A 26,401-nucleotide genomic window follows, 5' to 3' on the forward strand; every position below is an offset into this window, starting at 1 on the left:
ACGGCTTCCCTGTATGATCGAGAATATCTGTCGATCGCATCATGAACCAATCACAGAGGAGGCCGGACGTGACACTGGGTATCACAATTCAGAGTGCACAGCAGACGAGGAAGAAGAGTTCTTTCGGGTGGGTCTTGGGATTGGCTACGGTGGCCCTCGCATCGTCTCTCGCGAGCAGCCCTGTATCGGCCTATGAAGAAGTCTCCGTATCCGATGGCGGGACACTGACGGGGATCGTGAAGTTGGAGGGGACGGTTCCGAAGCCGAAAGGGTACAACCTCACCACCCTGCCTGACCCGTTCTATTGCGGGCGCATTTCCGACGGAGAAGGCTGGCGTATTCTGCAACCGTTCAACGTCGGTCCGGGAGGCGAGTTTCGTGAAGTCGTCGTGTATCTAGAGGGAATCGAGACAGGGAAACCGTTCGCTGAAAAAGAGGTGCCGCAAATAGAAGCGAAGGATTGCCTCTTCCTGCCGTTTACGACCGTCGTGCGGGACGATCAATCGGTCACCGTCGTCAACATGGACCCGGTGATGCACGACATTCAGGCCTACGAAACGTCGAATTTAGGGGCGCGTGTTCTGTTCAACGTGCCGCTTCCGATGAATCCGCAGCATCCACGCAATTTCAAGGATCGCACCGAGGCCGGGATGTATCACAAGCACATGGCCGGTCCGCCGATGAAAGAGTTGGTGAAACTCAGCAAAGGCCGCCGGATCTTCGTCATGCAGTGTGGATTTCATGCCTACATGGAGAGCTGGGGCGTGGCCATCACGAATCCGTATTTTGCTAAGACGGACGAGCAAGGCCGGTTCACCATGACCGATGTGCCTCCGGGTACCTATAAGTTGGTCATCTGGCATCCCTATATCAGGACCGCGACGGAACAAACCGTCACCATCGGCCCGAAGGGCACCGTCGAGGCCACGATCAGAGTTCCGGCGCCGACCGGACGGCTGTATGCCAATGAGGTTCTGGACCATGCGTATACTCGCTATAACGTGACCGAGGAAGCGAAGAAGGAAATCGATCCCCTGCTGCAAAAGCAAGCGCACTGAGCGGGGTCGCGCGAGTGCCGAAGTCTTCGTGAATCAGTGGACGCACTGATCCATCCGATCAGTGAGTCCGGAGTGATCGTGCCATGAACATCTGGTTACCTGGGTTAATTCCGGCTCTCGTACTGGGCATCGCCGCCGGACTGGTATTCGGCTCCGTTGCGCCGAGCCACGCCGACCATGAATTGCCGAAGCCTCCGCCGCTCTGGTCCCCGCTGGATGATGTGGAGCGGCTGGCGTTGATCGAGGTGCCGGACGGGATGGTGCCGGTGCCGGCCGGTCCGTTCCTGATGGGAAGCGACCCGAAGTTCGATCGGGCCGCCGGACCGCAGGAACTGCCTCAGCACCAGGTCCATGTCGATGCGTTCAGCATCGACCGGTACGAGGTCAGCAATGTGAACTATCTGCGGTTCGTGCTGGCGACCGGCGCGGCATGGCCCCACTACTGGCGAGCCCAGCCGTTTCCGGACAAGATGGCCAAACACCCGGTTATCGGTGTGTCCTGGCGGGAAGCTGATGCCTATTGCCGGTGGCGCGGGGCCCGCTTACCGACCGAAGCGGAATGGGAAAAGGCGGCGCGCGGTGAAGACGGACGGATGTTTCCCTGGGGCAATGAGCCGGCCGGATGGATCAAGAGCAACATTGCCCATTCGGGCTCAAAGCGCGGAGCCAAGTATCCGCCGCTGGCGAATGTGGATCGTTACGACAACGGCGTGAGTCCTTACGGCGTGCATCAACTGGCCGGTAATGTGAGTGAGTGGGTCTCAGATTGGTTCGATCCGGAATATTACCGGCGCCAGGAGAACCGCAATCCCCAGGGACCGGCGTCGGGACAGGACAAGGTATTTCGCGGTGGGTCATGGAATGAAGACCCCGAGGTCGCCCGTTCAGCCGGGCGTAACTCCGGGGGGCTGGATCACTGGAGTTATTTGACTGGGTTTCGTTGTGCAACATCGGACGAGAGTGGTCGTCAGCTTTCGTCCGTCGATCCTGAGCTTCTGCGGAAGGCGGATCGCTGAGTTTTGACGGCAGGACAACGAGGAGGCCAAACATGAAAAGACCACGAACGGGGATCAGAAGGACACGAACACGATTGGCGCAGGCGCTCGTGATCGCAGCCGCGCTGTTCGCGCTGACTCCTGCCGCACGAGCGTTGGATACCCAGGATATTGTCGTTGAGTGGACCGAAGAAGGGAAGAAGATCGCGCAGGAGCGGGCCGCGAAGTGGAAGACTAAGGAAGAGATGGTCCTCATCCCGGCCGGCGAATTCCTCATGGGCAGCGATAAGAAAACGGATCGACTGGCCTACCGGAGCGAAATTCCGCAGCGGTCGGTCTATCTGGATGCGTTCATGATCGGCAAGTACGAAGTCACGGCGCTCGAGTACCTCAAATTTGTTCTGGCGACGGATCGTCTGCCGCAGCTGGATTGGCGGTACGATGGAGGAAACTTCCAGGACACGATGGCGCATCATCCGATCATGCATGTGAACTGGTACGACGCCGATGCCTATTGCAAATGGGCGGGGAAGCGGCTGCCGACCGAAGCTGAGTGGGAAAAGGCGGCGCGTGGCATTGATGGGCGGCTGTTCCCTTGGGGCAGTGAATATGCCGGTCCGACCCGGGCGAATTTCGGCAGAACCGGACTATCCGGGCCGGTGCGGGATCGACCCGAGCGGTTGTTGCTCTATCCGCCGATCATTTCTGTCGACAAGTACGAGAATGCGCTGAGCCCTTATGGGTTGTATCAGACCATCGGGAACGTGGCCGAGTGGGTGTCCGATTGGTACGACCAGGATTATTACAAGACGGCGCCCAACCGGAACCCGAAAGGGCCGGAGACCGGTACTCAGAAGGCCTTCCGTGGCGGTGGCTGGATGGATAGCACCACGACGATGCGAGCGGCCATGCGGAACGGCACCGATCCGAAGACTAAAATTAACTGGATGGGATTCCGTTGCGCGCAGGACGCCAAGGAGGACATGGGAGCGAAGGTCTCAATGGCGAAGGAGTAGTATGAGCGAGGGGCGGAGAGAAGGTCTTCCGCCCCCAAAGCCTATGGGCCGGTTCGTCTCCAGCTGGATCGGAGACGACCGGCTCCCCGTCGCTCCGCTTGCTCGCCCTGATGTTGTGTCGGCCGATGGCGGGCCGCTGAAGAAGCGTAGACAGCCCCCACTCCTTAGGCGCGGGCAGTCCGGAGGCATTCTGGCACACAGGAACGGCCGACCGGAGGGGGACGGCCGGGCATGAAGGGTTCATCTGTATGCGCTGTGAAAGGTCCGGGTTGACCGTGTTTCGAGCAGTCTTCGAAAGCACGGTGTTGGACTAGCGCTAGGAATCGACAAGTGGTGAAACGGAAGCCCTGCCTTATCGAAAATTGCGACACCTGCGGGCTTCGCGAGAAGGTCGTCCTGTGCGATATTTCCGGAAGCGATCTCGCCGAATTTCAGAAAATCAAACGCACGCTCGAGTACGCGCCTCACCAGACCGTCTTCTACGAAGGTCATCTGTGCTTGGGGCTCTACCTGTTATGTTCGGGTAAGGTCAAGCTCACGCGCTCTTCGACGCGAGGCCGGCGGCAGATCGTCCGCATCTTGGGCCCTGGTGAGTTGATCGAGAAACACATCTTCGGCGAGCGAGCCCTTCACGAAGTCACGTGCGAAACCTTGGAACCCTCCCAAGTCTGCGTCATCGACAAGGAACGCTACCTTGCCGTCATCCGCGGAAATCCTCAACTGGCGATCAAGCTGATCCAGCTCCTCAGCAATGAAGTCGGGGTCAATATGGATCATCTCGATCAATTCACGTTCAAAACCGCCCGCGAGCGATTAGCCGGCCTGCTGCTGGAACTCGGCGATCGATTCGGTAAAAAAAATGACGATCATGTCCGGGTTGGACTTACGCTCAAACGGGAAGAAGTGGCCGAGATGGCCGGGATTACGGTTGAAACCGCCATCCGCCTGCTGGGCGTCTTTCGCGATGAGGGAGTTCTCACCATCGATGGAAGAACCATCACCTTGCTGAATCCGGACCGCCTCTCCCGAATTGCCGAGCGTTGACCGAACTCCTCTCACGTGATCAGTGATGCGTCCTTCGTGTATCGCGACAGGTGCGACGCGTCGTTCTCGATTCCAGGTTCGACATTCCGCACGCCTCAGGCTCTCCTTCATCTCGTCGTTCTCGTATGTTTCGTTCCTCTCGCCCCTTGCCGCATCCCCGTAGGTATAGGTCCAATGGCCTATCCGAAACCTTGAGATAAATCATGTGCCGGACCGGCCGATCCCAGTGTGGGCCGCCGCCCTGTTGGATACAGTGCGCACGGCATCACGGAGTTGCATTGCTCGCACGTAGGAGCTTCCGTCCATGGGATTCCGGAACGATGGTGTCTCAAGGTAGCAGGCGAATGAGTCTCCCTGTCGATCCGGTGGCCCTGCTCGAGCGGGAGCATCGGATGATTCTGGACCGACTGGCGATGGTCGAAACGGCGATGAGTGTTCGTAACGTCAGGAACGGCACGGTGAAGCGAACGAACCGGGACACGCTACGAGAACTGCTCGAATTCTTTACCGGCCCCGTGGACGTGCACTTTAAACGGGAAGCAATGCTGGTGAGCGAACTGCGGCGAATCCTGGGCCGGACGCAGGAGGAACAGGAACAGTTCCAGAGCTTCTTGGACGAACACCGGGCGCTGAAAGCCGACGCGACAGCGGTGATGAAGCAGCTGGAAAAAAGCCGGGCCGACGGTCAAGACGAAGCGGTGTCAAAGGCATTCGGCGGATTGCGGACGCTGACCGGAGAACTTCACGCGCTCATTCGTCGCTATCGCGAACAGATCGCCTGCGAGGAGCGGCTGCTGTTCGCCCTGGCCGAGATGCGGTTGACCGCCGAGCAGAGACGGCGAATCAGCCGGCAGATGTTGCAAGTGTGACGTCGCGCATGAGCGGCAAGGGGCTGGGGCCGATGAGGGCCGCGACTCGCTGCGGTGAGGCAGGCGCGAGCGTCGCCGGGATGTTGGATGATCGAAGCAGGGCTCAGACGAGGAATGTCCACGATGTTCAGAAGAGTGACTCACATACTTTCGCTGCTCCTGCCTCAGGCCGGTGAGGACAAGACGGGGAGCCAACCCGGGCGCCAGTCAGGCGCGTCGGTGACACATGAAGGAGGAGACTATCATGCGGGTTCGGAAAGTCGTGCGGAACATTGGAATGTGGGGTGCGGCGCTTGCGATCGCCGCGGTGTACGGTGTTGCTTGTGTGCAGCCGGCATCGGCTGAAGAAGGCACCGGCAACATGGTGTTCTTCAAGGGCGGATTCATGAATTTGAACCAGGACCGGAGCGGGCAGATTTTTACGGATACGGCTGGCATCGCCGGTTCAAATGGAGGCAATGCCGGTTGGTATGCCGGAGCCGGCTTGGACCTGGTCATGTCGAAGGATGTCTGGGGCGGAATGGACAAGACGTGGGTGGTCGGTGAAATCGGCCTGCAATTCAACAGCATCAATTCAAACCGTGTGAACAATGCCGCCGGAAGCATTGCCACCCGGACCTTAACCGACACCCTGGCCACGGATCCCCAGAAGGTACAGCTCACGATGGTCACGATCGATGTGGCGCCGAAGATCAAGTTCATGGAAGGCAGCGCATTCAGGCCCTGGGTCATTCCGATCGGTCTGGACATCCATGTGATCAGCCCTCCGTCGAATCGGACGCAGTATCTCGATCTCGGGGTGCAGTTCGGCGGTGGATTCGAATATGCGGTGTGGAAGGCCTTTAAGGTCGGGGTCGACGCCCGGTATCACCTGACGGCGCGACTGACCAACACCAACAACGATTACTTCCAGGTCGGGCCGTATATCGGGATTTCGTTCTAGGAGGGTCGACAGGCGATCAATACGACGCCCTGGGGCAGGATCGACAATTCGACTGTAGGCACAAGGAGTACGACGCTGCCATGTCGGTTGGTGCCGAGAGGCTGGGCGGCATGGCAGCGGTCCTGAATGCAGGACTCATGAGGTCGGACCTTGGTGACGATCGCGGTGTATCTTCCCGACGACGGCTCTTTGCCGCAGCCGTTGGGTGAGGCGTCAGCGCGACATGCGTTGACCCACTGCATCCAACACAGCGGGGCCGACCGTGTCCAAGTCGTCACCGTGGCGAATGTCTCGCAGCACATCGATGTGGCGCTGCAGCTCATCGGAGAATCCGTGCGGATCGCAGGATCCTGGGCAACGGTGAACGGACAACGGATGTCCAGCCTGGTGGCCTTGTGGAATCGATTGGATTGTTATCGGCAGAGCCTCGACGCCCCTGATCCGCAGGTGTTTTGCGCGAGCAAGGCGGCTGGCCTTCAGCCTATGTCCGGGTGCGAGGTGGTTTCATGCATGTCGCCCTGCCAGTTTCTCTGTCGCCAATGCGCGCAGATCGGGACACACCTTCTCACCGCGCTCGTTCATCCGGAGGCCCAGATGTTGGCCATATTGGGTGAAATCGGATGGCGTCCGAATCTGCGTCGTCCTCCTCAGCTCTAACAGGCTGCGAAAAATTCGATGGGAACGCAATACATTACGATCCACTCATGCGCCGTGTGGATTTGACAAGACCCCGCAGGATGCGCAAAAAGGCCGTCCAGCAAGGCCGCAGCAAGCGAAGGGGTGAATCGTACTCGCACCGTACGGTGAGCCCCTGAGCGCCGCGAGAACGCTGCTGGCGGACTTTTTCCGCATCCTGCTAAGCCACCCTCCCTTGCCGCTTCGGGCTCTCCTCAGTCATAGTGCGCCCGGTGTACGAGAAAAAGGAGGGTCTTGTGTTTGCACTGGTCTGGATTCACTTGCTGGCGGCTATGGTATGGATCGGGGGGATGGTCTTCCTGTCCGTCGTGCTGGTGCCGGTACTGAAGCGGGACGGGGCATTTGCTCAGTATGCCCTGCTGTTTCGAACGGTGGCCTATCGGTTTCGAGCCGTGGTGTGGGGGGCGATGGGAATCCTCGTGGCCACCGGACTTACGCTGGCGGCCGGTCGATCGATTCCGCTGATGGACCCTTCCCGCTGGCCCACGATTTTTTCCGCGAAGATCGGATTGGTGGCGCTGCTGTTCACCCTGACGCTGCTGCACGATCTCGTGGTCGGACCGCGTGTGCGACGGAGCTTGGGAATCCCTGAAGCGGAGCGATCTGCGAGGGATCGGATGCTCCTGCGTTACTCGGTGCTCGTCCCGCGTATTTCATTGCTGGTCGCGCTGCTGGTGCTGTTGTTCGCCGTCGTCCTGGCCCGCACCTAACCCGCATTATTCATGAGCGTTTCTGATGCAATCGCGGATTCGCAGCTGCGACTGGCCTGTCGGCGGGCGGGCTCGCCGCTCGGTCGGTCGACATCCTGTTCAAAGATGCCTTCCTTCCTCACGCCTCCGCGCGACCGTCTCGCTGTGCGACTCCGCACTTTTTCGACGAACCGTCATGAATAATGCGGGCTAGAAGCTCGTCCGAGTCATGCCATTCTCCTGCGGCAAATGATCTACAGCCATCTGCGTCGTTCTAAGGATTATTCGGACAGACTCCTAGCAGGAGGACCACAAGGGGCATCCTCGTGGTTCGTGAAGCGTCGTTCGTCTCTCGCGGAAGCGCGGACGGCGGATGGGGGCGGGGCAGCAACGCGGCCGCCTGTTCAGCGTGTCCGCGCTGCTATCAGAAGTTCCTATCGTGTTACCGGAGCAGTCTAGCCCGGATCATTCATGAATACCTGTTCCGGCGTCCGATCCTCTCGCCCGGCGAGGCTGTTCTCGTTCGGCCTCCTCGACGGACTGTCAGTACGCCTGCGTCGGCCTTACGTGTGAGCAGCCTCGGCGGGCTTCCGTCTCGAACGCCTCGCGACAGCATTCATGAATAATCCCGGCTAGTGACGCTGGAACGCGTGGAGGAGGCGCTCAGCCTGTGCCTGGCTGGTGAGGGCCATTTTGAGTACGATGCCGCAGAGCGTGAAGACCACCGCATTCAGGAGGAAGAATACGGCGGCGAACGAGCCGGTCGTAAAGGCCCAGCTCTCGGAGTCTGACCGGTGGCGTTGCAGGACCCTGGTTTCCTCCTCCCTGATCTGCGCGGAGATATCGTGGATGGTCTCCATCGTCCGATTTTGCTGATTGACGGCCACGACCGACTTGGCATAAGGCAGCCCCTTGGTGCGGCGTGTCACGATGGCCTGGTCCAATTCTTCCGAACGTTGTTCGACCTGTGTGGCGAGATAGGCCACCCGGTCCTGCTGAACGGCATTGTCCCTGGTCAGTCCGCCGATTCTCCGGATCTGCGCTTCCAGGGTCGTGACCGCTTCGCGATACGTGGGCAGGTAGTCCTCGGACCCGGTAATAATGTAGCCCCGCTGGCTGGTCTCAGCTCCCGCCACGGTACTCATCATCCGCTCCAGCTCCAGCAGCACCTGCTCGCTCCTCGTGGCCCAGTTATTGGAAGTCTTGAAGTGCACTAAGCTGAGAAAGCAGGCTGCGACGATAGACTCGACCGCTATAAATCCTACGGCAAGGGCGATGATCAGGCCTTTACCGGCAAAAAGACGATGGAGCATGGGGAACCCTCCTCGATAATACGTCCATAATAGGAGTACCGGCCCTTCATCGGCTATGTCAACCCGACAAATCCCACTAGGTATCCTAAGATCTGTCCAAGTGTTCGTTCGGGACCCAAGGCAATGACAGATCCATGCCCGACTTCAGTCTTGCAGCGGGACCGTGCCACTTCCCCGTACAGCCGTTTGTATGAGCTCCGGGTGAATCCAAATGATCTGTAATGGCTCTTAACAGGAGAGTGGGAACGAACCCTGCCTACTCCCGGACTTGGAGCAAGAACGGGTGACTCGCGGGAGGGACGGGATCATGCAACAAGGCAAGGACGATAGGGCACTACTTTGAAGGGAGGTGGATCATGGCAAAGGTCGTCATCATCGGCGCGTCCATCGGCGGGCTGCCGGCAGCCTATGAAGCCCGGGAATTATTGGCGAAAAAACACAAGGTGACGGTAATCTCCAATGTGGACTCGTTCCACTTCGTCCCTTCCAATCCCTGGGTGGCGGTCGGCTGGCGAACGAGGAAAGACATCAGTTTCGCCTTGGGTCCGGTGCTGGAGAAGAAAGGCGTGGAATACATTCATGCCATGGCCGAGCGGATTGAGCCCGAACAGAATCGAGTCATCACCTCGAAGGGCGAAGTCCCCTATGATTATCTGATTATCGCCACCGGGCCGAAGCTGAATTTCGGGGCGGTGCCCGGGCTCGGGCCGAGCGGATACACGCAGTCGGTCTGCAATGTGGATCATGCCGAACAGGCCTGGGGCACCTATCAGGCGTTCCTGAAAGACCCCGGTCCTATCGTGGTAGGGGCGGCACAAGGGGCCTCTTGTTTCGGCCCGGCCTACGAAATGGCCTTCATTCTGGATGCCGATCTTCGCAAGAAGAAACTCCGGAAGAAGGTGCCGATCTATTTTGTGACCCCCGAACCGTATATCGGCCATATGGGGCTCGCAGGCGTGGGCGCCTCCCGCCGTTTGATGGAAGATGAGTTTGCCGATCATTCGATGAAACCTATCTGCAATACGGCGATCAAGGAAGTGCAGCCGGGCAAACTCTTGCTCGACGGAGGGCAGGAGATTCCGTTTCGGTACTCGATGATCATTCCGCCGTTCGCCGGCGTGGATGCAGTGGCCGGGACGCCGGGGCTCTGCAACCCTAAGGGGTTTGTGAATATCGATGCGTATCAGGCCAATCCGAAGTATAAAAATATCTATTCGGTCGGCGTCTGTGTGGCCATTCCACCGGTGGAGCAGACTCCGATTCCGACTGGGGCGCCCAAGACCGGGTACATGATCGAATCGATGGTGTCGGCGGCGGTGCACAACATCAAGGCCGATATCGACAACGATTCGAAACGCGAGACCGCAACCTGGAATGCGATCTGTCTCGCCGACATGGGGGACACGGGTGTGGCCTTTGTGGCGTTGCCGCAAATGGCGCCGCGGAATGTCACATGGGCCAAGAAGGGCAAGTGGGTGCATCTTGCCAAAATTGCGCTGGAGAAGTATTTCTTGCGTAAGATGAAAAAGGGCGTCAGCGAGCCCTACTACGAGAAGGTGATTTTGAAGGCCATGGGGATTGCCAAGCTGGAAGGACCGGCCTAACCCGGACTATTCATGAATGCCTGCTCCGTCGTCCGATTCTCTCGCCCGGCGGGGCTGTTCTCGTTCGGCCTCCTCGACGGACTGTCAGTACGCCTGCGTCGGCCTCGCTTGCGAGAAGCCCCGGCGGGCTTCGGTCTCGAACGCCTCGCGACGACATTCATGAATAATCCGGGCTAAACGATATGGGGACGGGGCATCGCGTGGCGACGATCGAGAAGGAACCGGCATGATCGACCAGGCGTTGCGTTCCCTGCTGGCGGGCATCCCCATCGGTTTGCAACTGGGCGCGACGGGGACGGGTGGCGCGATTCTGGGCCTTCCCCTCATGGTCTACCTCGCCGGGATTCCCATGCAGCAGGCGGCGGCGATGTCGTTGATCATCGTGGCGACCTCGTCGCTGCTGGGCGCCTGGGAATACGGGCGGCAGGGACAGGTCAAGGCCAAAGCCGCCCTGGCGTTCAGTTGGACCGGTGCGATCGGTTCGTGGGCGGGCGCATTCGGACATCGCCTGGTTCGCGAGGAAATCCTGCTGGTGCTGTTCGGGCTCCTGCTGCTGCTGGTGAGAGGGGCGATGACTCGCTATCGTCACATGCCGTCCGGCCCTGACGGGGAAGAAAGTTGTGCGACCCGCTTTCCCCGCACCTGTTGGCTGAAGGTCGGCGGCATCGGACTGGCGGTGGGAACCATGAACGGTTTGTTCGGAGTCGGTGGCGGATTCATGGTTGTCCCGGCCCTGATCCTCATTCTCGGGTTCCCGACCAGGTTGGCGATCGGAACGTCGCTCAGCATCATCGCCTGTATCTCCATCGGCGGGGTGGTCGGCCATCTCCAATTCGGGCGGATCAACTGGCCGCTCACGGCATGGGTATTGACAGGGAGTCTGGCGGGGATGCTTTTGGGGGTGCGGGTCGGCACCTGGCTTTCTCCGGCCACGATGGGTCGCATTACGGCCTTCATCACGGTCTCGATCGCGGTCAGCATGATCGTGGTGAATCTGGTGAAGTTATGGGGTTCACAAATATGAACTGTATTGACGGGAGGCTTGTTCTGTCGGACGCTCAGCAACAGGCTCTCGTGGGATGGTCCCTGCTCCGCGACGGCGCGCGAAACTGACGGGGATGTGTTCCCCATTGCATGCTCCTGTGGGCCACACGAATCGATGATGCGGTACCCGCATTCCCTCCTGGTCACCCTCTGCCGCCCCGCCTTGTGGGGCGTGCTGGCAAGTCTGATGTGGGGGTCGGATCGGCCGGCGCAAGCCGAGTGGTCGGCCGTCGCTGAGCAGAAGACGAGCTATACCTCCGATGCCTTTCAGTTTTCTTCCGCGCGTCGTCTCCGCCTGACGGAAGATCCTTCCCAACCGACGGTGGTCTCCGCCGACAAGCCGGAGGATGTGATTTGGGAGCCGGCGCTGGAGGTGGTGCACTCAACGTCCACGGCGCAGGGGAAGAATGAACTCTCGGTGAAGGCCCAGGGGGCGATCTACACCAATAATCCCATCTTCAACCATGCCGACTACCGCATCCAGGACCGATTTTCGCTCGACCGGGCGACCTCGCTATTGGTGCGGTATCGGTATGTGCCCAATCTCTTCCTGGGACCCAATTTTGAGCGGCGCACCGGCACCCGCTCGATTCAGGAAGAGCGGGTCAGCTCGCACCATTGGCGCGCCGAAATCGAACGCCGCTTGACGGACAGCGTCACAGGCACGCTGATTACCCGGTACGGGCTCAGGCGGTACAACGACTCATTTGCGGAACGGAATACGAATTTTTTTACCCTCGGCCCCCGCGTCGACTACCGTGCCATGGAGTGGCTCACGGTGACGCTGACCTATCTCTATGAACGGGGGCTGGCTGACGGTCACAAGGACACGCAGTTTGCGGACGACGTGTCCTATTACCTCCATATGGTGTCGGCCGGTACGGAGTTTCGGCTCAATCGGCAATGGGACCTCGGGTTCACCTACATTCACCGGCGAAAAACATTTACCAGCGGCCTCGCCGGCGACACGCACGTGGGCCGGTTCGATGCCACGCACCAGGGCATCGCGGAGCTGCGGTATCACATGTCGGCGGCCGCGACGGTGATGCTGTCCTTTCAATACGGCAAACGTACCTCGACGAATGCCCTCCGGGACTTTCAGGACTCGATTTTTTCTATCGGCGGGCAATATCGCTTCTAATCGTTCGCGGACGGGACGGCGGCGCTCACGTTGCTGCCGGGGCGAAAAGAGAGTGTGTGCCGGAGATGAGGGAAGCCCTTGATTCATGGGGGACTTCTCCTTTTGGCGAATCCTTTTTCCCCCTGCTTACTCATATGGTGTAAGAAAGGGGGGGCGGCACATGAGACTCAATGAATGGCTGCGTTTGATCGCCGGGGTGTTTGTCCTGGGCGCGGTCGTGCTGGGCGCCACAGTACATCCCTACTATAATTATTTTGCCGCGTTCGTCGCGGCGAATCTGATCCAGTCGTCATTCAGCGGCTGGTGTCCGATGATGGCTCTCTTGCGGAGGCTGGGTGTTCAGGAATAACGACGCGTCTGTGAAGGCGGGATGGCTTGTGGTCGCTCTCCTGGTAGCGGCGGGCTGTGGGCAGTCCGAGCAGCCGCCGCGGAGCGGAGAGGCTCCGTCGGCGACAGCCGTTCAGCCTGCCCTCCAGCTGGCGGTGATCGAGGTGAAGACCAGTCAGGTCCCGGTGACGGTCGAAGTAACCGGGCAGGTGACGGCGGTCTATCAAGCCACGTTGGCCAGCCGCATACAGGGTACCATCGACAATCTGTTGGTCCGCGAAGGCAGCATCGTACGCAAGGGACAGACCCTGATGGTGCTGGACAATCGTGACTTGCAGGCCGAGTTATCCCGGGTGACGGCGGAGCTCGACAATGCCAAGGCACACCAGGCTCGGATGGAAGACCTCTACCGGAAGGATGCGGTCTCTAAGCAGGAGTTGGAGAATGCCACGCGCGGGCTGCGGGTGGCCGAAGCCGCTCGCAAGGCTGTCCTGGCGCAGTTGAGCTACACGATCGTGAAAGCGCCGTTCGATGGCGTCATCACAGAGAAGAAGGTTGAGATCGGGGAGCTGGCCTCCCCGGGGCAGCCGTTGCTCAGGATGGAAGATCCCGAACAGCTCCGTCTGGAAGCGACCGTGGCCGAAAGCGATGTGCGGGTTGTGTCGGTCGGGTCGTCGGTCTCGGTCGTGATCGATGCGTTGGGTGCCGATCCTCTCAAGGGGAAGGTGTCGCAGATTCTTCCTGCCGGCGATCCGCAAACCCATACCTTCACGATGAAGGTGGACCTTCCCAAAACGGGCGGGCTCAAGTCGGGCATGTTCGGTCGGCTCCGCCTGGAAAAAGGGATGAATACGACGCTGCTCCTCCCGAAGTCGGCCTTCATCGAACGGGGCGAGCTGGCCAGCCTGTTTGTGGTCGGGAGCGACCGGGTGGCTCGTCTTCGATGGGTCAAGATCGGCCGTACGCTGGAGCAGGGGGTTGAAGTCCTCTCCGGTGTGGACGCCGGTGAGCGAGTCATCGTGGACGGGGCCAAGGGCAGGGACGGCGCGTTCGTGCAGGATATGACGGCGGTGGCATCGCCGCCTCAGGGATCGTGACTCGCCCAAAGAGCCTATAGCTCATGGCGTATGGCAGGGGCGAAAAAAGGCTGATCCGTCGAATGGCGTCAAATCCCATCCATACGCTATAAGCCATATGCTATCAGCTCCCCCACAGTCCCCGGCTCCCCTTGGAGTAAGCGGCCGCCTCGCGGCGCTCTTCGTCGGCAGCAAACTCACCCCATTGATCATCATCGCCAGTCTCCTGCTGGGGCTGTTTGCCATTGTTCTGACCCCGCGCGAAGAAGAGCCGCAGATCGTGGTGCCTATGGCCGACGTCTGGCTCTCGTTTCCCGGGGCCTCCGCGAAGGTGGTCGAAGAGCAGCTCACCAAGCCCATCGAGCGCAAGTTGTCAGAAATCAAGACCGTCGAATATGTCTACTCCATCTCCCGTCCCGGCGGGGCGTTGATCATCGTCCGCTTTTATGTCGGCGAACCGATGGAACAGAGTCTGGTGGATCTCTACGACAAATTGATGTCGAACCAGGATCTGCTGCCGCCGGGCGCACAACCGTTTCAAGTCAAACCGAGGGATGTGAACGATGTGCCGATCGTCACCCTGACCCTGTCCAGTGAAAGATATACGGATTTTCAGTTGCGGCAACTGGGCGATCAGGTCTTGGAAGATGCGAAGAAGGTCCCCGGCACTGCCGCTGGTTTCGTGGTGGGCGGTCGCGGCCGCGAGTTGCGTGTGCAGATCGATCCGTCACGCTTGAAGGCCTATGGCCTCACGCCGCTGCGGGTCGCCGGCGTCATTCAGGGCGAAAACCTCGCGTTGCCCACCGGCCGGTTCGAAAGCCGGAATGAAAGTTTTCTGGTGGAGACCGGCCGGTTCATCCGCTCGAAAGAGGATCTGGAGGGGGTCGTTGTCGGCGTCAACGAACAACGGCCGGTGTACCTTCGCCAGGTGGCCGAGGTGACCGATGGACCGACCGAAGCGACCAGTTATGTGTGGCATGGCGAGGGGCCCGGCGCTGCGCATGACACGGTAGACGTAAACGGTGAAACGAATACTCCCGCGTCTCACCTTGTACCGTTCACGTCTCACGAAAATCAGGCCGTCACCGTGGCGATTGCTAAACAGGCCGGCACCAACGCCGTGACGATTGCGCAGGGCGTCATTCGAAAAATCGAGGAACTCAAAGGAACCCTGATTCCCGACGATGTGCGGGTGACGGTCACGCGCGATTACGGAGAAACCGCCGATGAAAAAGCCAACGAGCTGCTCTGGCATCTCCTGATCGCCGTGGTCGCCGTCGTGGTGTTTCTCGGACTGACACTGGGGCTGCGTCCTGCACTCGTGGTCTCCATCGCCATTCCGCTCACGCTCGCCCTGACCCTGTTCATTTCCATGCTCATCGGCTACAGCATCAACCGCGTGACGCTGTTCGCGTTGATCTTTTCCATCGGCATACTCGTGGATGACGCCATCGTGGTGGTGGAGAACACCTACCGGCATCTCACGCTGCGGATTCGCCCGCACCGCGAAGCCTCGCTGTTTGCCGTCGACGAGGTCGGCAACCCGACGATTCTGGCCACCCTGACGGTGATTGCCGCGCTCCTGCCCATGGCGTTTGTTTCGGGCTTGATGGGGCCCTACATGCGGCCCATCCCGGTGAATGCGTCGATTGCCATGTTCGTGTCTCTGCTCGTCGCGTTCATTGTCATCCCCTGGTTCTGCCAGACCTGTTACCGGCCCGGTGTACACATGGCCGGGGTCGATCACGACTCGTTCGAGGGCAGCCGCAGTTATCGCCTGTATCAGCGGCTCCTGGCTCCGGTGTTGTCCCATCCGGTCGTGGCCTACCTGGTGTTGGCGGTCATTGCGCTCTTGCTGGTCGGGTCGGTTGCGCTGTTCTATACCCGGGCGGTGGTGGTGAAGATGCTACCGTTCGACAACAAGAGCGAGCTGCAGCTGGTGATCGATATGCCGGAGGGCACGACGCTTGAGGAAACGGCCCGGGTGACGAAGGCCTTGACGCAGTACGTGCGAACGATTCCGGAGACCCGCGATTACCAGGCCTATGTCGGCACGGCCTCGCCGTTCAATTTCAACGGACTGGTGCGGCACTACTATCTGCGCGACCAACCGTACGAGGCCGACATTCAAATCAATCTGGTCGCCAAAGAACGACGGAAGACGCAAAGTCATGACATCGCGCAACGGATTCGTTCCGCGGTGCAGGACATCGGGCGGCCCTTCGGAGCGAATGTGAAAGTGCTGGAGGTGCCACCCGGCCCGCCGGTGCAATCTGTGCTGGTGGCGGAGATCTATGGGCCCGACTACGAGCGGCAGAGGGCGATTGCGCGAGAGGTCCGCGGACTGTTCGAGACGACAGCCGGCGTCGTCGATGTCGATGACTACCTCGAAGCCGACCAGGTGAAGTATGTGTTCAGCGTGGATCGCGCGAAGGCGGCGCTGGCCGGGATTCCGTCGGAGGAAATCGTCCGGACGTTACGACTGGCATTGGAAGGCGCCGACATAGGACTGGTGCACATTCCCAAAGAGAATCGGCCGGTGCAGGTGCGACTACGCCTGCCGGTCATCGAACGGACCGGTTTGGAGCATCTCGGGGAGATTTCGTTGCGAACCACTGCCGGCCACATGGTGCCGTTGTCTGAGCTGATTCGAGTGGAACAGACCGTGCGGGATACAGCGATCTATCACAAGAACCAAAAGCCGGTCGTCTATGTGATTGCGGATGTCGGAGGAGTAGGCCCGGACAAAGGTGAGAGTCCGGTCTATGGTGTGATGGGCATCGGGAAGAAACTGGAGCAGCTGGTGTTGCCGGAAGGATATGCATTGACGCAGCACTATGCCGTGCAGCCCTGGTCGGAACAGCGGTTTGCGATGAAGTGGGACGGCGAATGGCACATCACCTATGAAACATTTCGCGATATGGGCATCGCCTTTGCGGCGGCGCTGCTGTTGATCTATTTGCTGATCGTGGCGCAGTTCCAATCGTTTCTCACGCCGGTCGTCATCATGGCGCCCATTCCGCTCACACTCATCGGCATTCTCCCCGGTCACTGGCTCACCGGCTCTTATTTCACGGCCACGTCGATGATCGGGTTTATCGCCCTCGCCGGTATCATCGTGCGCAATTCGATTCTGCTGGTCGATTTCATCCAACATCAGGAGGCGGAGGGGGTCTCGCTGTTGGAGGCCGTGATCCGCGCGGGCGCGATCCGCACGCGTCCCATTCTGTTGACGGCTGCGGCATTGATGGTCGGGGCGTTCGTGATTATTCTCGACCCGATTTTCCAAGGGTTGGCGGTCTCGCTGTTGTTCGGCGTCGGCGCCTCGACGGTTCTGACGCTGGTGGTCATTCCCGTGCTCTACTACCTGTGGATCGGCGGCCCTCCAAATTCGCCTGCCGGACTCATGCCGAAACCCGAGCACGCAGAGCTGCCGCAGCCGGTCGCGGGAAGCCAACCTCGATGAGCCGAAGCTGATTTCGTCCTGCCGGTCTGCCGCCATCTGCCACAACCCCGCGAGGAAGCCTGTAGCGAACCTCCACGATTCGGCGCGACGCCGGTCTCCGATCGACGACGATCCGCCCGTTCCATCGGCGATGATGCGGGCTTGGATGTCGAGGCGTCGGAGGGTGTCATCTTTGCACATCGATACGCTGTGGACGGGGATGTCGGAATGGTCCGTCTGCCTGTTCAGCGTTGAAAGGAGGGTACCGTGAGGCGGTTATGGAGACGCTGTGTATTGGTGCTGGTGTGTTCTGTCTTCATCGTCCTGCCATGGATTTCCAGCCCGGCGGCCGAGCCGACACCAGGGCCGCCCGAACTGCGATTGAGTTTGCACGAGGCGATTCAGGCAGCCATCGACAACAATGCGAATGTGCGGTTGTTGAAAGAGCGGATCGTGGCGGCCCAATCGGCGGCCAGCACCAGCCTGGGGGCACTATTGCCGAACGTATCCGGGTTCATGAGCGGGAGCAATCAAACCGTCAATCTCGCGGCCTTTGGATTTCCACCTGACAGATTGTCCGGTTTGGGGCTGCAGCGACCCGTGACCGAACCGTTCGATGTCTACAATGCACGGGCCAGTCTCGTGCAGAACCTATTCAGCCTGAGTCTGATTCAACGCTGGCGGGCGGCGAAAACCGGCGTCGATGTGGCGGGATTTGAAGCCGAAGTCACCAAGCGCGACGTGATGGCTACGGCGGGACTCTTGTATATGGAAGCCTCCCGGGCTGCAGCGGCGGTGAAGGCCCGGCTGGCGGATCTCGAACTTAGTCAACAACTGTTGAAACTGGCGCAGGATCGTAAGCAGGCGGGTGTCGCCACGGGGCTGGATGTCACGCGTGAAGAAGTGCAGCTGGAAAATACACGTCAGCGACTCCTTGTGGCCCAGAACGATCACGAGAGCGCGAAGCTGAACCTCATCCGTGCGTTGGGTATTGATTTTAACGTCACCGTCACCTTGACCGACGAGCTCACCCTCGCCACCGTCGAATCTCAAACTCCCGAAACGGCCCTGTCGGTAGCCCGCGAGAATCGCGCCGAACTGAAGGCGCAGCTCACACGCCAAAAGCTGGCGTCGCTCAGTCTCAGTTCCGTGACCAGTGAGCGGATTCCTTCTCTGTCCTTGAACGGCGACTACGGGTGGATCGGGCTCAAGCCGGATGAAGCCTTGGCGACGCGATCCGTCGGGCTGATGCTGTCGGTGCCCATCTTCGACGGCGGACAACGGGAGGGACGGATTTCAGAAAGCCGGAGTCGTGTGCGGCAGGAACTGATCCGTATGAAGGACGTCTCGGATCAGGTGACACTTGAAGTCCGAAATGCGCTGCTCACGCTCGACTCATCCACGCAGCAAGTGGCGGTGGCCGAGAAAGGATTATCCCTGGCGATGAAGGAACTGACCTTTGCGCGGGACCGGTTCGCTGCCGGACTCGCGACCAATATTGAAATTACGAACGCCCAGACCTCGGTGGCGCGCGCGCGTGACAATCTGATCGAAGCGCTGTTCCGCTTCAATGCGTCCCGCATCAATCTTGCGCGGGCGAAGGGCGAAATCGAGCAATTGTTCTGACTCCGCGCATGCCATCGTGCTCAACCATGCCGGATAAATCGCCGGCCGGTATAGTGTGCACCTTGTAGAGCCATAGGAGGCGAACCATGGAAGTGGTCAACGCACGAGAGGCCGATCTCACGGAGAATCCTCATCAGGTCAAGGCGAGTCGGTTGTACGACACGGAGCATGCCCAGGTCGTTCATATCACGTTGGAACCGGGTGAATCGCTCAAGAAGCACGTGACACCCGTCGATGTCTTTTTCTATGTCCTGGAAGGACGAGGGATCGTCGAGATTGGAGACGACACGAAGGAAGTCGGGCCGGACATGCTCATTCCCAGCCCGGCTCGCATTCCGCACAGGTGGTCCAACCGGAGCGACAAGCCGTTTCGCGTGCTGGTGGTCAAGGTTCCGCGCCCGACCGAAGCCACGAAGTTGCTGTGAGAGACCGATTGGGTCAGCAGTGACAGGTGCGTGATGAATTTGGTGCCAGAGCGCCGCCGCTCTGGCTATTTCCCCGTCGGTCTGGCATGCTTTTCCGCCGGATCGAAGCGCCGGGTTCCATGCCCGGTGCATCATTCTGCGCAGGCGAAGAAACCCGCCCTATACGTCGTGCCATAGGATCGTCTTCTTCGGGAGGCGCTTGTGATGGAACAGCCGTGACGTGCGTGGGCATATCGGACAACGGGGGGAGTGCTGAGGTGTTGGTCGAACAGATGATGAACCGGGACGGAGCGGATGAGCGGCCGCAGTCGAATACCGCCATTCGCCGGTACGTTGAAATTGCGCTGCTGGCGTTGGTCGGCGGGTGGGCCTATTTTGCCAATCTCCATCTGTCGTTATTGGAGGGGAGCGAAGGACTGTATGCCGGCATTGCGGGAGAAATGGGGCGCCGGCGTGAATTCTTCGACCTGACCTATCACGATGTGCCGTACTTCAATAAGCCACCGCTGTTTTTTTGGTTGCTCAACTTCTCGACATCGATATGGGGCGATCACGAAGTGGCCTTGCGTCTGCCCGGCTCGCTGGCTGCCGTGGGCACCATCATCCTAACCTATGTGCTTGGAGCCAGGCTGGTGTCTCCGACTGCGGGATTCTGGGCGGCGCTGGTCGTCGCCACCAGCCATGTATTTCTTTGGTACGGACGTCGCGTGCTGTTCGATTCGACCCTCACATTTCTGGTCACACTCGCCCTCTTCGCGTGGATTCAGGTGCAACTGCTGGGGCGAAGCTCACGCTGGTATCTGCTCGCCTTCATCAGCATGGCGCTCGGTGCGATGTTGAAAGAGATGCACGGGTTTTTTCTGCCGTTGCTCGTGATGGCGCTGTATGCCGCCATTCAGCGCGATACGCGGATGCTGAAAGACAGATACTTCTGGGCCGGTCTGGCCTTGGCTGTCGCGATGATAGGGACATACGCGCAGATGCTGGGGCCCGGGTATCAGCACCATTTTCGAATCGGCAAAGCCATCGAATCGACGTGGAATACCGGATTCATCGGCAAAACCGGCCCGGCCACCGACGGGCATCCCCTCTATTGGTATCTGGGAATGATGTGGGCCGACTTTTTCCCCTGGTGCGCGGTGCTTCCGTCGGCGCTCCTGTTGCTCCGGGCCCAACGCCCGTTTCGGGCTCATCCCACGGAGTTGCTCCTATTGGTTTGGGTGTTAGGCCTCTTTACGGCCTTCAGCCTGGCGACCCTCAAGCGGGAGCCCTATTTGACGACGATCGTGCCCGGTATCGGCTTGATGATCGGGTACTACTATCACCGGCTGTTTTCGTCGGCTGAGGACTCTGCTGCGATGACGCCCCTGCTCCGCCTGTTGCTGGGTGTATTGGCCGTGACGTTCGCCGCCGGGATGTTCTTCGGCGCAGCCCCGCTTCGCCGACGCTGGCTGGTGTCGTCCCCCATGGTGTCTCCGATGTTCATTGTAACGATCGTCTCATTGGCCGGCGTGCTCCTCTATGCCGTGGTCCGATCTCGATTACGTCTGGCACTCGGCATGGTCGGAGCCCTGGCGATAGCCTATGTGGTGCTGGTGGTGAACTACGTGTTTCCCGCGATCGATCAGGCCGCATCGCCCCGAAAGGCCGTGGAGGAAATCAAAACCCTGGCTCTGGGCACTCAGCCCGCCCTGTTCATGTATATCCCGGGGTGGCCGAAGAATGAAGATGCCCTGTATTATCTGAAGCGGGACAATGTGGTGCCGGATCTACCGAGTCAGGATGCGGTGCGTGATGCGGTGCGCACACATGGGACCATCCGGGTGGTGACTGAGGAGCAACATGCCGCTGCGCTGCAAGCACAAGCGGGGTTGGTCGTGGGAACGCTGCAGGAGTTTCGACAACCCGGCCGCAAACATCTATTCTTGCTTTCTGTGCAGGAACAGACCTCAGCTCCGGTGCTGTGAGCGGGGCGAGCGACGCGCCGTTCGATGCCAGGTTAATTGCGGTGTCATGTTTTGATCCCTTGGCTCTGTTGCATTCTGCCACAGAGCCAAGGAGTCCCTCTGTAGCAGTCCTCCCCGATTCCGGCCTCTCGTCTCATACTCTCGAATATCCTTCTCCGGTCTTGCTGTAAGCTTTCGGCTGCCTCTGCGCCGAGAAGGAGGAAGGTTCCATCCTTGCACTTCCGATCTGGATGGCGCCGATCTTCGGCCAGTCATCGGCGCGTTAGCGATTCCGGATGGGCCCAGGCTGAGTGACCCTGTTGAGCAAAGGAGCAAACGTGCATCCGATTCATCCGATGGTCGTCCATTTTCCTATTGCATTGCTGTTGGCAAGCACACTGTTCGATGCGTTGGCGTTTCGATGGCGGACTGAACAGTTCCGGGAGACCAGTTTATCCCTCCTGATCCTCGGTATTCTGGCAGCCGGAGCGGCGGTGCTCACCGGGCACTTCGCCGAGGAGGCGGTGGAGCGCAGCGGCATCCCGAAACAGGCCATTGAAATTCATGAGGAGCTGGGCGGCTCGGTGTTCTGGATATTTCTCGGCCTGCTCGGGTTGCGGCTGGCCTCCTTTTGGGGCTGGATTCGCGAACAGCCGAGGCTGGTGCTGGTCATCGGCCTGAGCGGCGGGCTATTGTTGTTGATTGCGAGTTATTTCGGCGGGGATCTGGTCTATCGATTCGGTGCCGGCGTCCTGCCACGTTGAGTGCGGTTCAAGGGTCGGGTGTGCCTGCGGCACTTTCGGAGGGAACTCACATGACGACACGTATCATGATGTTGTTGCTCCTGTGCATGCTGCCTGCCACGGCTCAGGCCGATGAACCGTCGTCTCGCGCGCCGTGGAAGGAGCGGGCCGTGTTACGCGCGGGGCAGGTTGTGCAGGGGGACTATTTCGCCTTCGGCCCGCATGTGGAAATTTCCGGCATCGTCAACGGCGATCTCTATGCCGCCGGTGGTGAGGTGCTGATCGATGGAGTGGTCAACGGCGATGTGATCGTGGCGGGAGCCAAAGTGATCCTGTCCGGCACCGTGGCTCAGGATGCCAGAATTGCCGGTGCGCAGGTGACGGTGAGTGGAACCATCGGGAGGAATGCCACCCTCGGCGGCGCAGACGTGCATCTGACCGAGACGGCCAAGGTGCGGGACAACCTCATCGCCGGCGGAGGCCATGTGCAACTTGCCGGGTCTGTGGGTCGGGATGCGAGGGTCGGTGCCTGGAAGGCGACGCTTTCAAACCAGATTGAGCGAGATTTGATCGTGGCGGCGGGGTCGGTGCGTCTCACCTCGAAGGCCGCGGTCGGTGGCAGGCTGAGGTACTGGGGTGAAGCGGCCCCCTCCATCGATGAAGAGGCGACGGTTCGGGGCCCGATTACGCAACGGCCGTTGCCCGAAGGGTGGAGCATTGAACGGGCGCGCCAGGGGCTCGTCGGCATCCGGCTCATGGCTGCATTCATCGGATTCGTCTCGACGTTGATCTTGGGATTGGTGCTCTTACGGGTCTACCCGCTGTTTGCCAGGCGGGCCACCGCGATGATTCGTGAACGTCCGACAGCCGCTCTCGGTTGGGGCACGGCCGCTCTGGTCGCGACGCCGGTGATAGCGCTGAGTTTCGTTGTTACCTTGTTTGCGCTTCCGATCGGCTTGTTTCTGCTCGCCCTGTATGGCGCGACGGTCTATCTGGCGAGAGTCTACGCCATCACCTATGTGGGACAAATGCTGATTCGCCGGCAGGATGATTCGTCGTCGCTTGCCTGGCCCTTCGTGGCGGGGCTGGTCCTGTATTCGGTGCTGTCGCTCATTCCGGTGGTCGGAGGGCTGTTGACGTTGTTGACGGTGCTGTTCGGGCTGGGTGCGCTGCTGGTCAGTAAAAAAGAACTCATTACGGCGTTGCGCGAACAGAATCAGGTCTAAGGCGCGAGTCGAAGCGGCGAATGAAGCGCGGTCAACCAAATGGCTAACCAGCAGCAGCCGGCGGGTGTGACGTGGCTGGAGGGCCGGACGCTCCGTTGTCGGGGAGCCTGGACCATGCCCGATGTGGCGCCGGTTGAACGTGCGCTCAGAGGAATGGCTTGGCCCGCTCGAAACCCGCTGGTCTTTGAGACGAGCGGCATTGAGGCCTTCGATACCGGCGGGGCGGTCGTGTTGTATCGCGCATTGATGGACGCCAGGCGGCAGGGGTGCGAGGTCTCGATCGAAGGCCTGCGGCCTGATTATGCGCAGCTGATGAGTCTGGTGTCGTCCCATTGGGCCGCGATGGTGGCTGAGGTCGCCCCGCGGTCGAACGGGAGTGAACGGTTTCGGGTGTCGATCCGGAATCGTGTCGCCCAGGGCGCCCGGGCGCTGGAGTTTCTCGGGGAGAGTGCGACGGCGCTGGTGCGATTGGTGGCGTCGCCCGGTCGCATGCGTTGGCGCAGTTGCCTGAATAGCCTTCGACTGGACGGGGTCAATGCGTTGCCGATCACCGGACTGCTGACGTTTCTCATTGGTGTGGTGATTGCCTACCAGGGCGCCGAGCAGCTACGGAAGTTCGGAACGAATATTTTTATCGTGGATCTGGTGGGCATCTCGCTGTTGCGGGAAATCGCCCCGCTGATTGCCGCGATTCTGATCGCCGGGCGGTCCGGGTCGGCCTATGCGGCGCAGATCGGCACGATGAAGGTGACCGAGGAGCTGGATGCGCTGCAAACCTTCGGCCTGTCGCCGATCGAGCTGTTGGTGTTGCCGCGGGTCCTGGCATTGGTCGTGGCGCTGCCGCTTCTGACGGCCTATGCCGATGTGCTGGGTGTCTTCGGCGGCATGTTGATCGCGTCGAATCAGCTCAACGTGAGTTTCACCGCCTTTCTTTCGCGCTTTGAGGAGGCCGTGGCGCTACGACATATGCTCATCGGTCTCGGCAAGGCGCCCTTCTTTGCTGTCATCATCGCGCTGGTCGGCTGTTATCAGGGGTTCCAGATTCGCGGCGGGGTGGATGATGTGGGCCGGCATACGACGATCAGTGTGGTGCAAAGTATTTTTCTCGTCATCATCTTCGATGCGATTTGCAGCATCTTGCTCAACTGGTGGGACCTATAGCCCGGACCACTCATGAATACCTGCTGCGTCATCCGATACTTTCGTCCGGCAGGGCGTTTCTCGTTCGGCCTCCTCAACGTATCGCGGATACGCCTGCGTCGGCCTCGCTTGCGAGACGCCCTGGCGGACTTCGGTCTCGGATGCCTCGCGACGGCATTCATGAGTAATCCGGGCTACCAAGATGTTTGAAATCCGTTCTCCGGCCCGACCTAATCTTGGGGAGTGACAGGTGTCATGTCTGTAGCTGTGCAAACTGAGACTCCCGTGATCGAGGTCAGCCATGTCTCCACGCGGTTCGGCACGGCGGTCGTGCATCGGGATGTGAGCCTTACGGTCGTGCGTGGCGAGGTGTTCGCCATTGCAGGCGGCAACGGTTGCGGAAAATCGACCTTGTTGCGGGAAATCATCGGATTGCTGACTCCGACGACGGGGACGATTCGTCTGTTGGGCACAGACAGTCGTCAACTGACACATTCGAACGGAAGCCCGCTGCATCGCCGGTTCGGCGTGATGTTCCAGCATGGCGCCCTGTTCAGTTCCATGACCCTGGCGGAAAACGTGGCGGTGCCGCTTCGTGAGCATACGCCGTTGAGCGCTGAAGCGATTCGGGATATCGTGGCGCTCAAAATCGCCCTGGTCGGATTGCCTCCGGACAGCGCGATCAAATTCCCGAGTGAGCTCAGCGGCGGGATGAGGAGACGCGCGGCGCTGGCCCGTGCGATCGTCATGGATCCGGAGCTGCTGTTTCTCGACGAACCGACGGCCGGACTCGACCCGATGATTGCCGCAGGATTCGACGATCTGGTCCTGGAGTTGAAACGATTGTTGGGTCTGACCGTCGTGATGGTGACGCACGATCTGGATTCGTTGTGGCGCATTGCAGATCGGGTGGCGGTCCTGGGCGAAGGGCAGGTGCTTGGGTTGGGAACGATGGACGCGCTGGCCCGTTCGGACGATCCGGTGATCCGGAGCTATTTCCACGGTCCCCGCGGGCGTGCGGCCCATCTGAATCATTCCGGAACGGGGCTGCACCGGGATTGAGAGGTGGCGGATGGAACCGAAGGTCAACTATATCCTGGTCGGCGCGTTCGTCGTCCTGCTGGGCGCCACGATCCTCGGTGCGATTTTCTGGTTGGGTAAAACCGATTATCGCGGGATCTACGATCGGTATTATGTCTATACGCGTGAATCCGTCGCCGGACTCAGCGTCGATTCGACCGTGAAGTATCGCGGGGTGGATGTCGGGCGGGTGAAACAAGTCATTCTCAACCCTGAGAATGCCGAAGAGGTGCGAGTGATGCTGGACATCGTCGTCGGGACACCCATCAAGACCGATACGCAGGCTGTGCTGGTCACGCAAGGGCTCACGGGATTGGTCACGCTCAATTTGACCGGTGGTTCCCGGGAGGCGCCTCTCCTGACGTCGATTGCCGGGCAAGACTATCCGGTCATCAAGAGCGTGCCCTCGTTATTCGGTCGTCTGGACGGGACGCTGGCGAAACTGTTGTCGGATCAAGGCCTGTCGACCCTCGTGGCCAATCTGAACGGGCTCGCCCAAAATGCTTCTTCTGCGCTGGATGAAGACAATCGGACGGCCCTGAAGCAGATCCTGAAAGATCTGTCGGAGGTCACAAAAGTGCTGGCGGAGCGCAGCGGCCAGATGGACCGCGGAGTTCAGCAGGCGGTGCAGGCGGCCGATCAGTCGGCGCGTATGACGGAGCAACTCGGTAAACAGCTTCCCGCGCTGGTGGAGCGTCTGAGCAGGAGCGCGGCCGGATTGCAGCAGATGACGGAAGACTTATCGCGGACAAGCCGCTCGGTCGGAGAGATGGTCGGCGCCAGTCGGCCCGGCATCGAACAGTTTTCGCGGCAGACGCTGGCCGATACGGGGCTGCTCGTCACGGAGCTCCGGCAACTGACCGCCACCTTGAATCGTGTGGCGCAGCAGGTCGAACGGCAACCGAATGTGTTGGTCCTTGGCCGATCCGCTCAAACGAAGGGACCCGGCGAGTGA

23 protein-coding genes are annotated in these 26,401 nt (G+C 60.1%); 22 read left to right on the forward strand and 1 reads right to left on the reverse strand.

Annotated elements, in window-relative coordinates; genetic code table 11:
* The first annotated feature begins 68 nt into the window (after positions 1–68).
* The 8 genes from H8K11_11295 to H8K11_11330 all read left to right on the forward strand — a co-directional run bounded on the left by H8K11_11295 (position 69) and on the right by H8K11_11330 (position 7,331).
* Positions 69–1,058: a carboxypeptidase regulatory-like domain-containing protein gene (locus tag H8K11_11295; protein MCS6264330.1), complete on the forward strand. Its 990-nt coding sequence runs from the start codon at positions 69–71 to the stop codon at positions 1,056–1,058.
* A gap of 83 nt (positions 1,059–1,141) precedes the next feature.
* Complete coding sequence (locus tag H8K11_11300; protein MCS6264331.1) at positions 1,142–2,074, forward strand: formylglycine-generating enzyme family protein; 933 nt, start codon at positions 1,142–1,144, stop codon at positions 2,072–2,074.
* A gap of 32 nt (positions 2,075–2,106) precedes the next feature.
* On the forward strand, positions 2,107–3,069 hold the full coding sequence (locus tag H8K11_11305; GenBank protein ID MCS6264332.1) for an SUMF1/EgtB/PvdO family nonheme iron enzyme: 963 nt from the start codon (positions 2,107–2,109) through the stop codon (positions 3,067–3,069).
* Positions 3,070–3,399: 330 nt separating this feature from the next.
* The gene (locus tag H8K11_11310; protein MCS6264333.1) at positions 3,400–4,113 is read left to right on the forward strand and encodes a Crp/Fnr family transcriptional regulator; all 714 of its coding nucleotides are present in this window, start codon (positions 3,400–3,402) and stop codon (positions 4,111–4,113) included.
* 344 nt (positions 4,114–4,457) lie between these two features.
* Positions 4,458–4,982, forward strand: a complete 525-nt coding sequence (locus tag H8K11_11315) for a hemerythrin domain-containing protein (protein ID MCS6264334.1) — start codon at positions 4,458–4,460, stop codon at positions 4,980–4,982.
* A gap of 244 nt (positions 4,983–5,226) precedes the next feature.
* On the forward strand, positions 5,227–5,925 hold the full coding sequence (locus H8K11_11320; GenBank protein ID MCS6264335.1) for a hypothetical protein: 699 nt from the start codon (positions 5,227–5,229) through the stop codon (positions 5,923–5,925).
* Between the two features lie 150 nt (positions 5,926–6,075).
* On the forward strand, positions 6,076–6,582 hold the full coding sequence (locus tag H8K11_11325) for a hypothetical protein (GenBank protein MCS6264336.1): 507 nt from the start codon (positions 6,076–6,078) through the stop codon (positions 6,580–6,582).
* Between the two features lie 275 nt (positions 6,583–6,857).
* Entirely contained in the window at positions 6,858–7,331 is a 474-nt protein-coding gene (locus tag H8K11_11330; protein MCS6264337.1) for a CopD family protein, read from the forward strand.
* Between the two features lie 611 nt (positions 7,332–7,942).
* Here H8K11_11330 and H8K11_11335 read toward each other — a convergent pair.
* Positions 7,943–8,623: a CHASE3 domain-containing protein gene (locus H8K11_11335; protein ID MCS6264338.1), complete on the reverse strand. Its 681-nt coding sequence runs from the start codon at positions 8,621–8,623 to the stop codon at positions 7,943–7,945.
* A 356-nt stretch (positions 8,624–8,979) separates the two neighbouring features.
* Between H8K11_11335 and H8K11_11340 the strand changes: the two genes are divergently transcribed.
* The 14 genes from H8K11_11340 to H8K11_11405 all read left to right on the forward strand — a co-directional run bounded on the left by H8K11_11340 (position 8,980) and on the right by H8K11_11405 (position 26,401).
* Positions 8,980–10,227, forward strand: a complete 1,248-nt coding sequence (locus tag H8K11_11340; GenBank protein MCS6264339.1) for an NAD(P)/FAD-dependent oxidoreductase — start codon at positions 8,980–8,982, stop codon at positions 10,225–10,227.
* Between the two features lie 226 nt (positions 10,228–10,453).
* A complete protein-coding gene (locus tag H8K11_11345) occupies positions 10,454–11,251 on the forward strand; it encodes a sulfite exporter TauE/SafE family protein (GenBank protein MCS6264340.1) in 798 nt (265 codons plus the stop codon).
* A gap of 135 nt (positions 11,252–11,386) precedes the next feature.
* On the forward strand, positions 11,387–12,412 hold the full coding sequence (locus H8K11_11350; GenBank protein MCS6264341.1) for a hypothetical protein: 1,026 nt from the start codon (positions 11,387–11,389) through the stop codon (positions 12,410–12,412).
* A 160-nt stretch (positions 12,413–12,572) separates the two neighbouring features.
* Entirely contained in the window at positions 12,573–12,761 is a 189-nt protein-coding gene (locus H8K11_11355; protein MCS6264342.1) for a DUF2892 domain-containing protein, read from the forward strand.
* A complete protein-coding gene (locus tag H8K11_11360; protein ID MCS6264343.1) occupies positions 12,748–13,836 on the forward strand; it encodes an efflux RND transporter periplasmic adaptor subunit in 1,089 nt (362 codons plus the stop codon). The genes H8K11_11355 and H8K11_11360 overlap by 14 nt, the downstream gene beginning before the upstream one ends.
* Positions 13,837–13,933: 97 nt before the next feature.
* On the forward strand, positions 13,934–17,281 hold the full coding sequence (locus H8K11_11365; GenBank protein MCS6264344.1) for an efflux RND transporter permease subunit: 3,348 nt from the start codon (positions 13,934–13,936) through the stop codon (positions 17,279–17,281).
* A 246-nt stretch (positions 17,282–17,527) separates the two neighbouring features.
* Positions 17,528–18,886 carry a TolC family protein gene (locus H8K11_11370; protein MCS6264345.1) on the forward strand — a complete coding sequence of 453 codons (1,359 nt, stop codon included), beginning with the start codon at positions 17,528–17,530 and terminating at the stop codon, positions 18,884–18,886.
* A gap of 86 nt (positions 18,887–18,972) precedes the next feature.
* Positions 18,973–19,311 (forward strand): cupin domain-containing protein, encoded by a 339-nt coding sequence (locus H8K11_11375; protein MCS6264346.1) that lies wholly within the window; start codon positions 18,973–18,975, stop codon positions 19,309–19,311.
* 215 nt (positions 19,312–19,526) lie between these two features.
* On the forward strand, positions 19,527–21,278 hold the full coding sequence (locus tag H8K11_11380; GenBank protein ID MCS6264347.1) for a glycosyltransferase family 39 protein: 1,752 nt from the start codon (positions 19,527–19,529) through the stop codon (positions 21,276–21,278).
* A 317-nt stretch (positions 21,279–21,595) separates the two neighbouring features.
* On the forward strand, positions 21,596–22,021 hold the full coding sequence (locus tag H8K11_11385) for a hypothetical protein (protein MCS6264348.1): 426 nt from the start codon (positions 21,596–21,598) through the stop codon (positions 22,019–22,021).
* A gap of 50 nt (positions 22,022–22,071) precedes the next feature.
* Positions 22,072–23,226 (forward strand): polymer-forming cytoskeletal protein, encoded by a 1,155-nt coding sequence (locus H8K11_11390; GenBank protein ID MCS6264349.1) that lies wholly within the window; start codon positions 22,072–22,074, stop codon positions 23,224–23,226.
* A gap of 39 nt (positions 23,227–23,265) precedes the next feature.
* Positions 23,266–24,387, forward strand: a complete 1,122-nt coding sequence (locus H8K11_11395) for an MlaE family lipid ABC transporter permease subunit (protein ID MCS6264350.1) — start codon at positions 23,266–23,268, stop codon at positions 24,385–24,387.
* A gap of 234 nt (positions 24,388–24,621) precedes the next feature.
* Positions 24,622–25,428, forward strand: a complete 807-nt coding sequence (locus H8K11_11400) for an ATP-binding cassette domain-containing protein (GenBank protein ID MCS6264351.1) — start codon at positions 24,622–24,624, stop codon at positions 25,426–25,428.
* A 10-nt stretch (positions 25,429–25,438) separates the two neighbouring features.
* Positions 25,439–26,401 (forward strand): MCE family protein, encoded by a 963-nt coding sequence (locus tag H8K11_11405; protein MCS6264352.1) that lies wholly within the window; start codon positions 25,439–25,441, stop codon positions 26,399–26,401.

This window comes from Nitrospira sp. (assembly GCA_024998565.1).
In the GTDB taxonomy this organism is placed as follows: domain Bacteria; phylum Nitrospirota; class Nitrospiria; order Nitrospirales; family Nitrospiraceae; genus Nitrospira_A.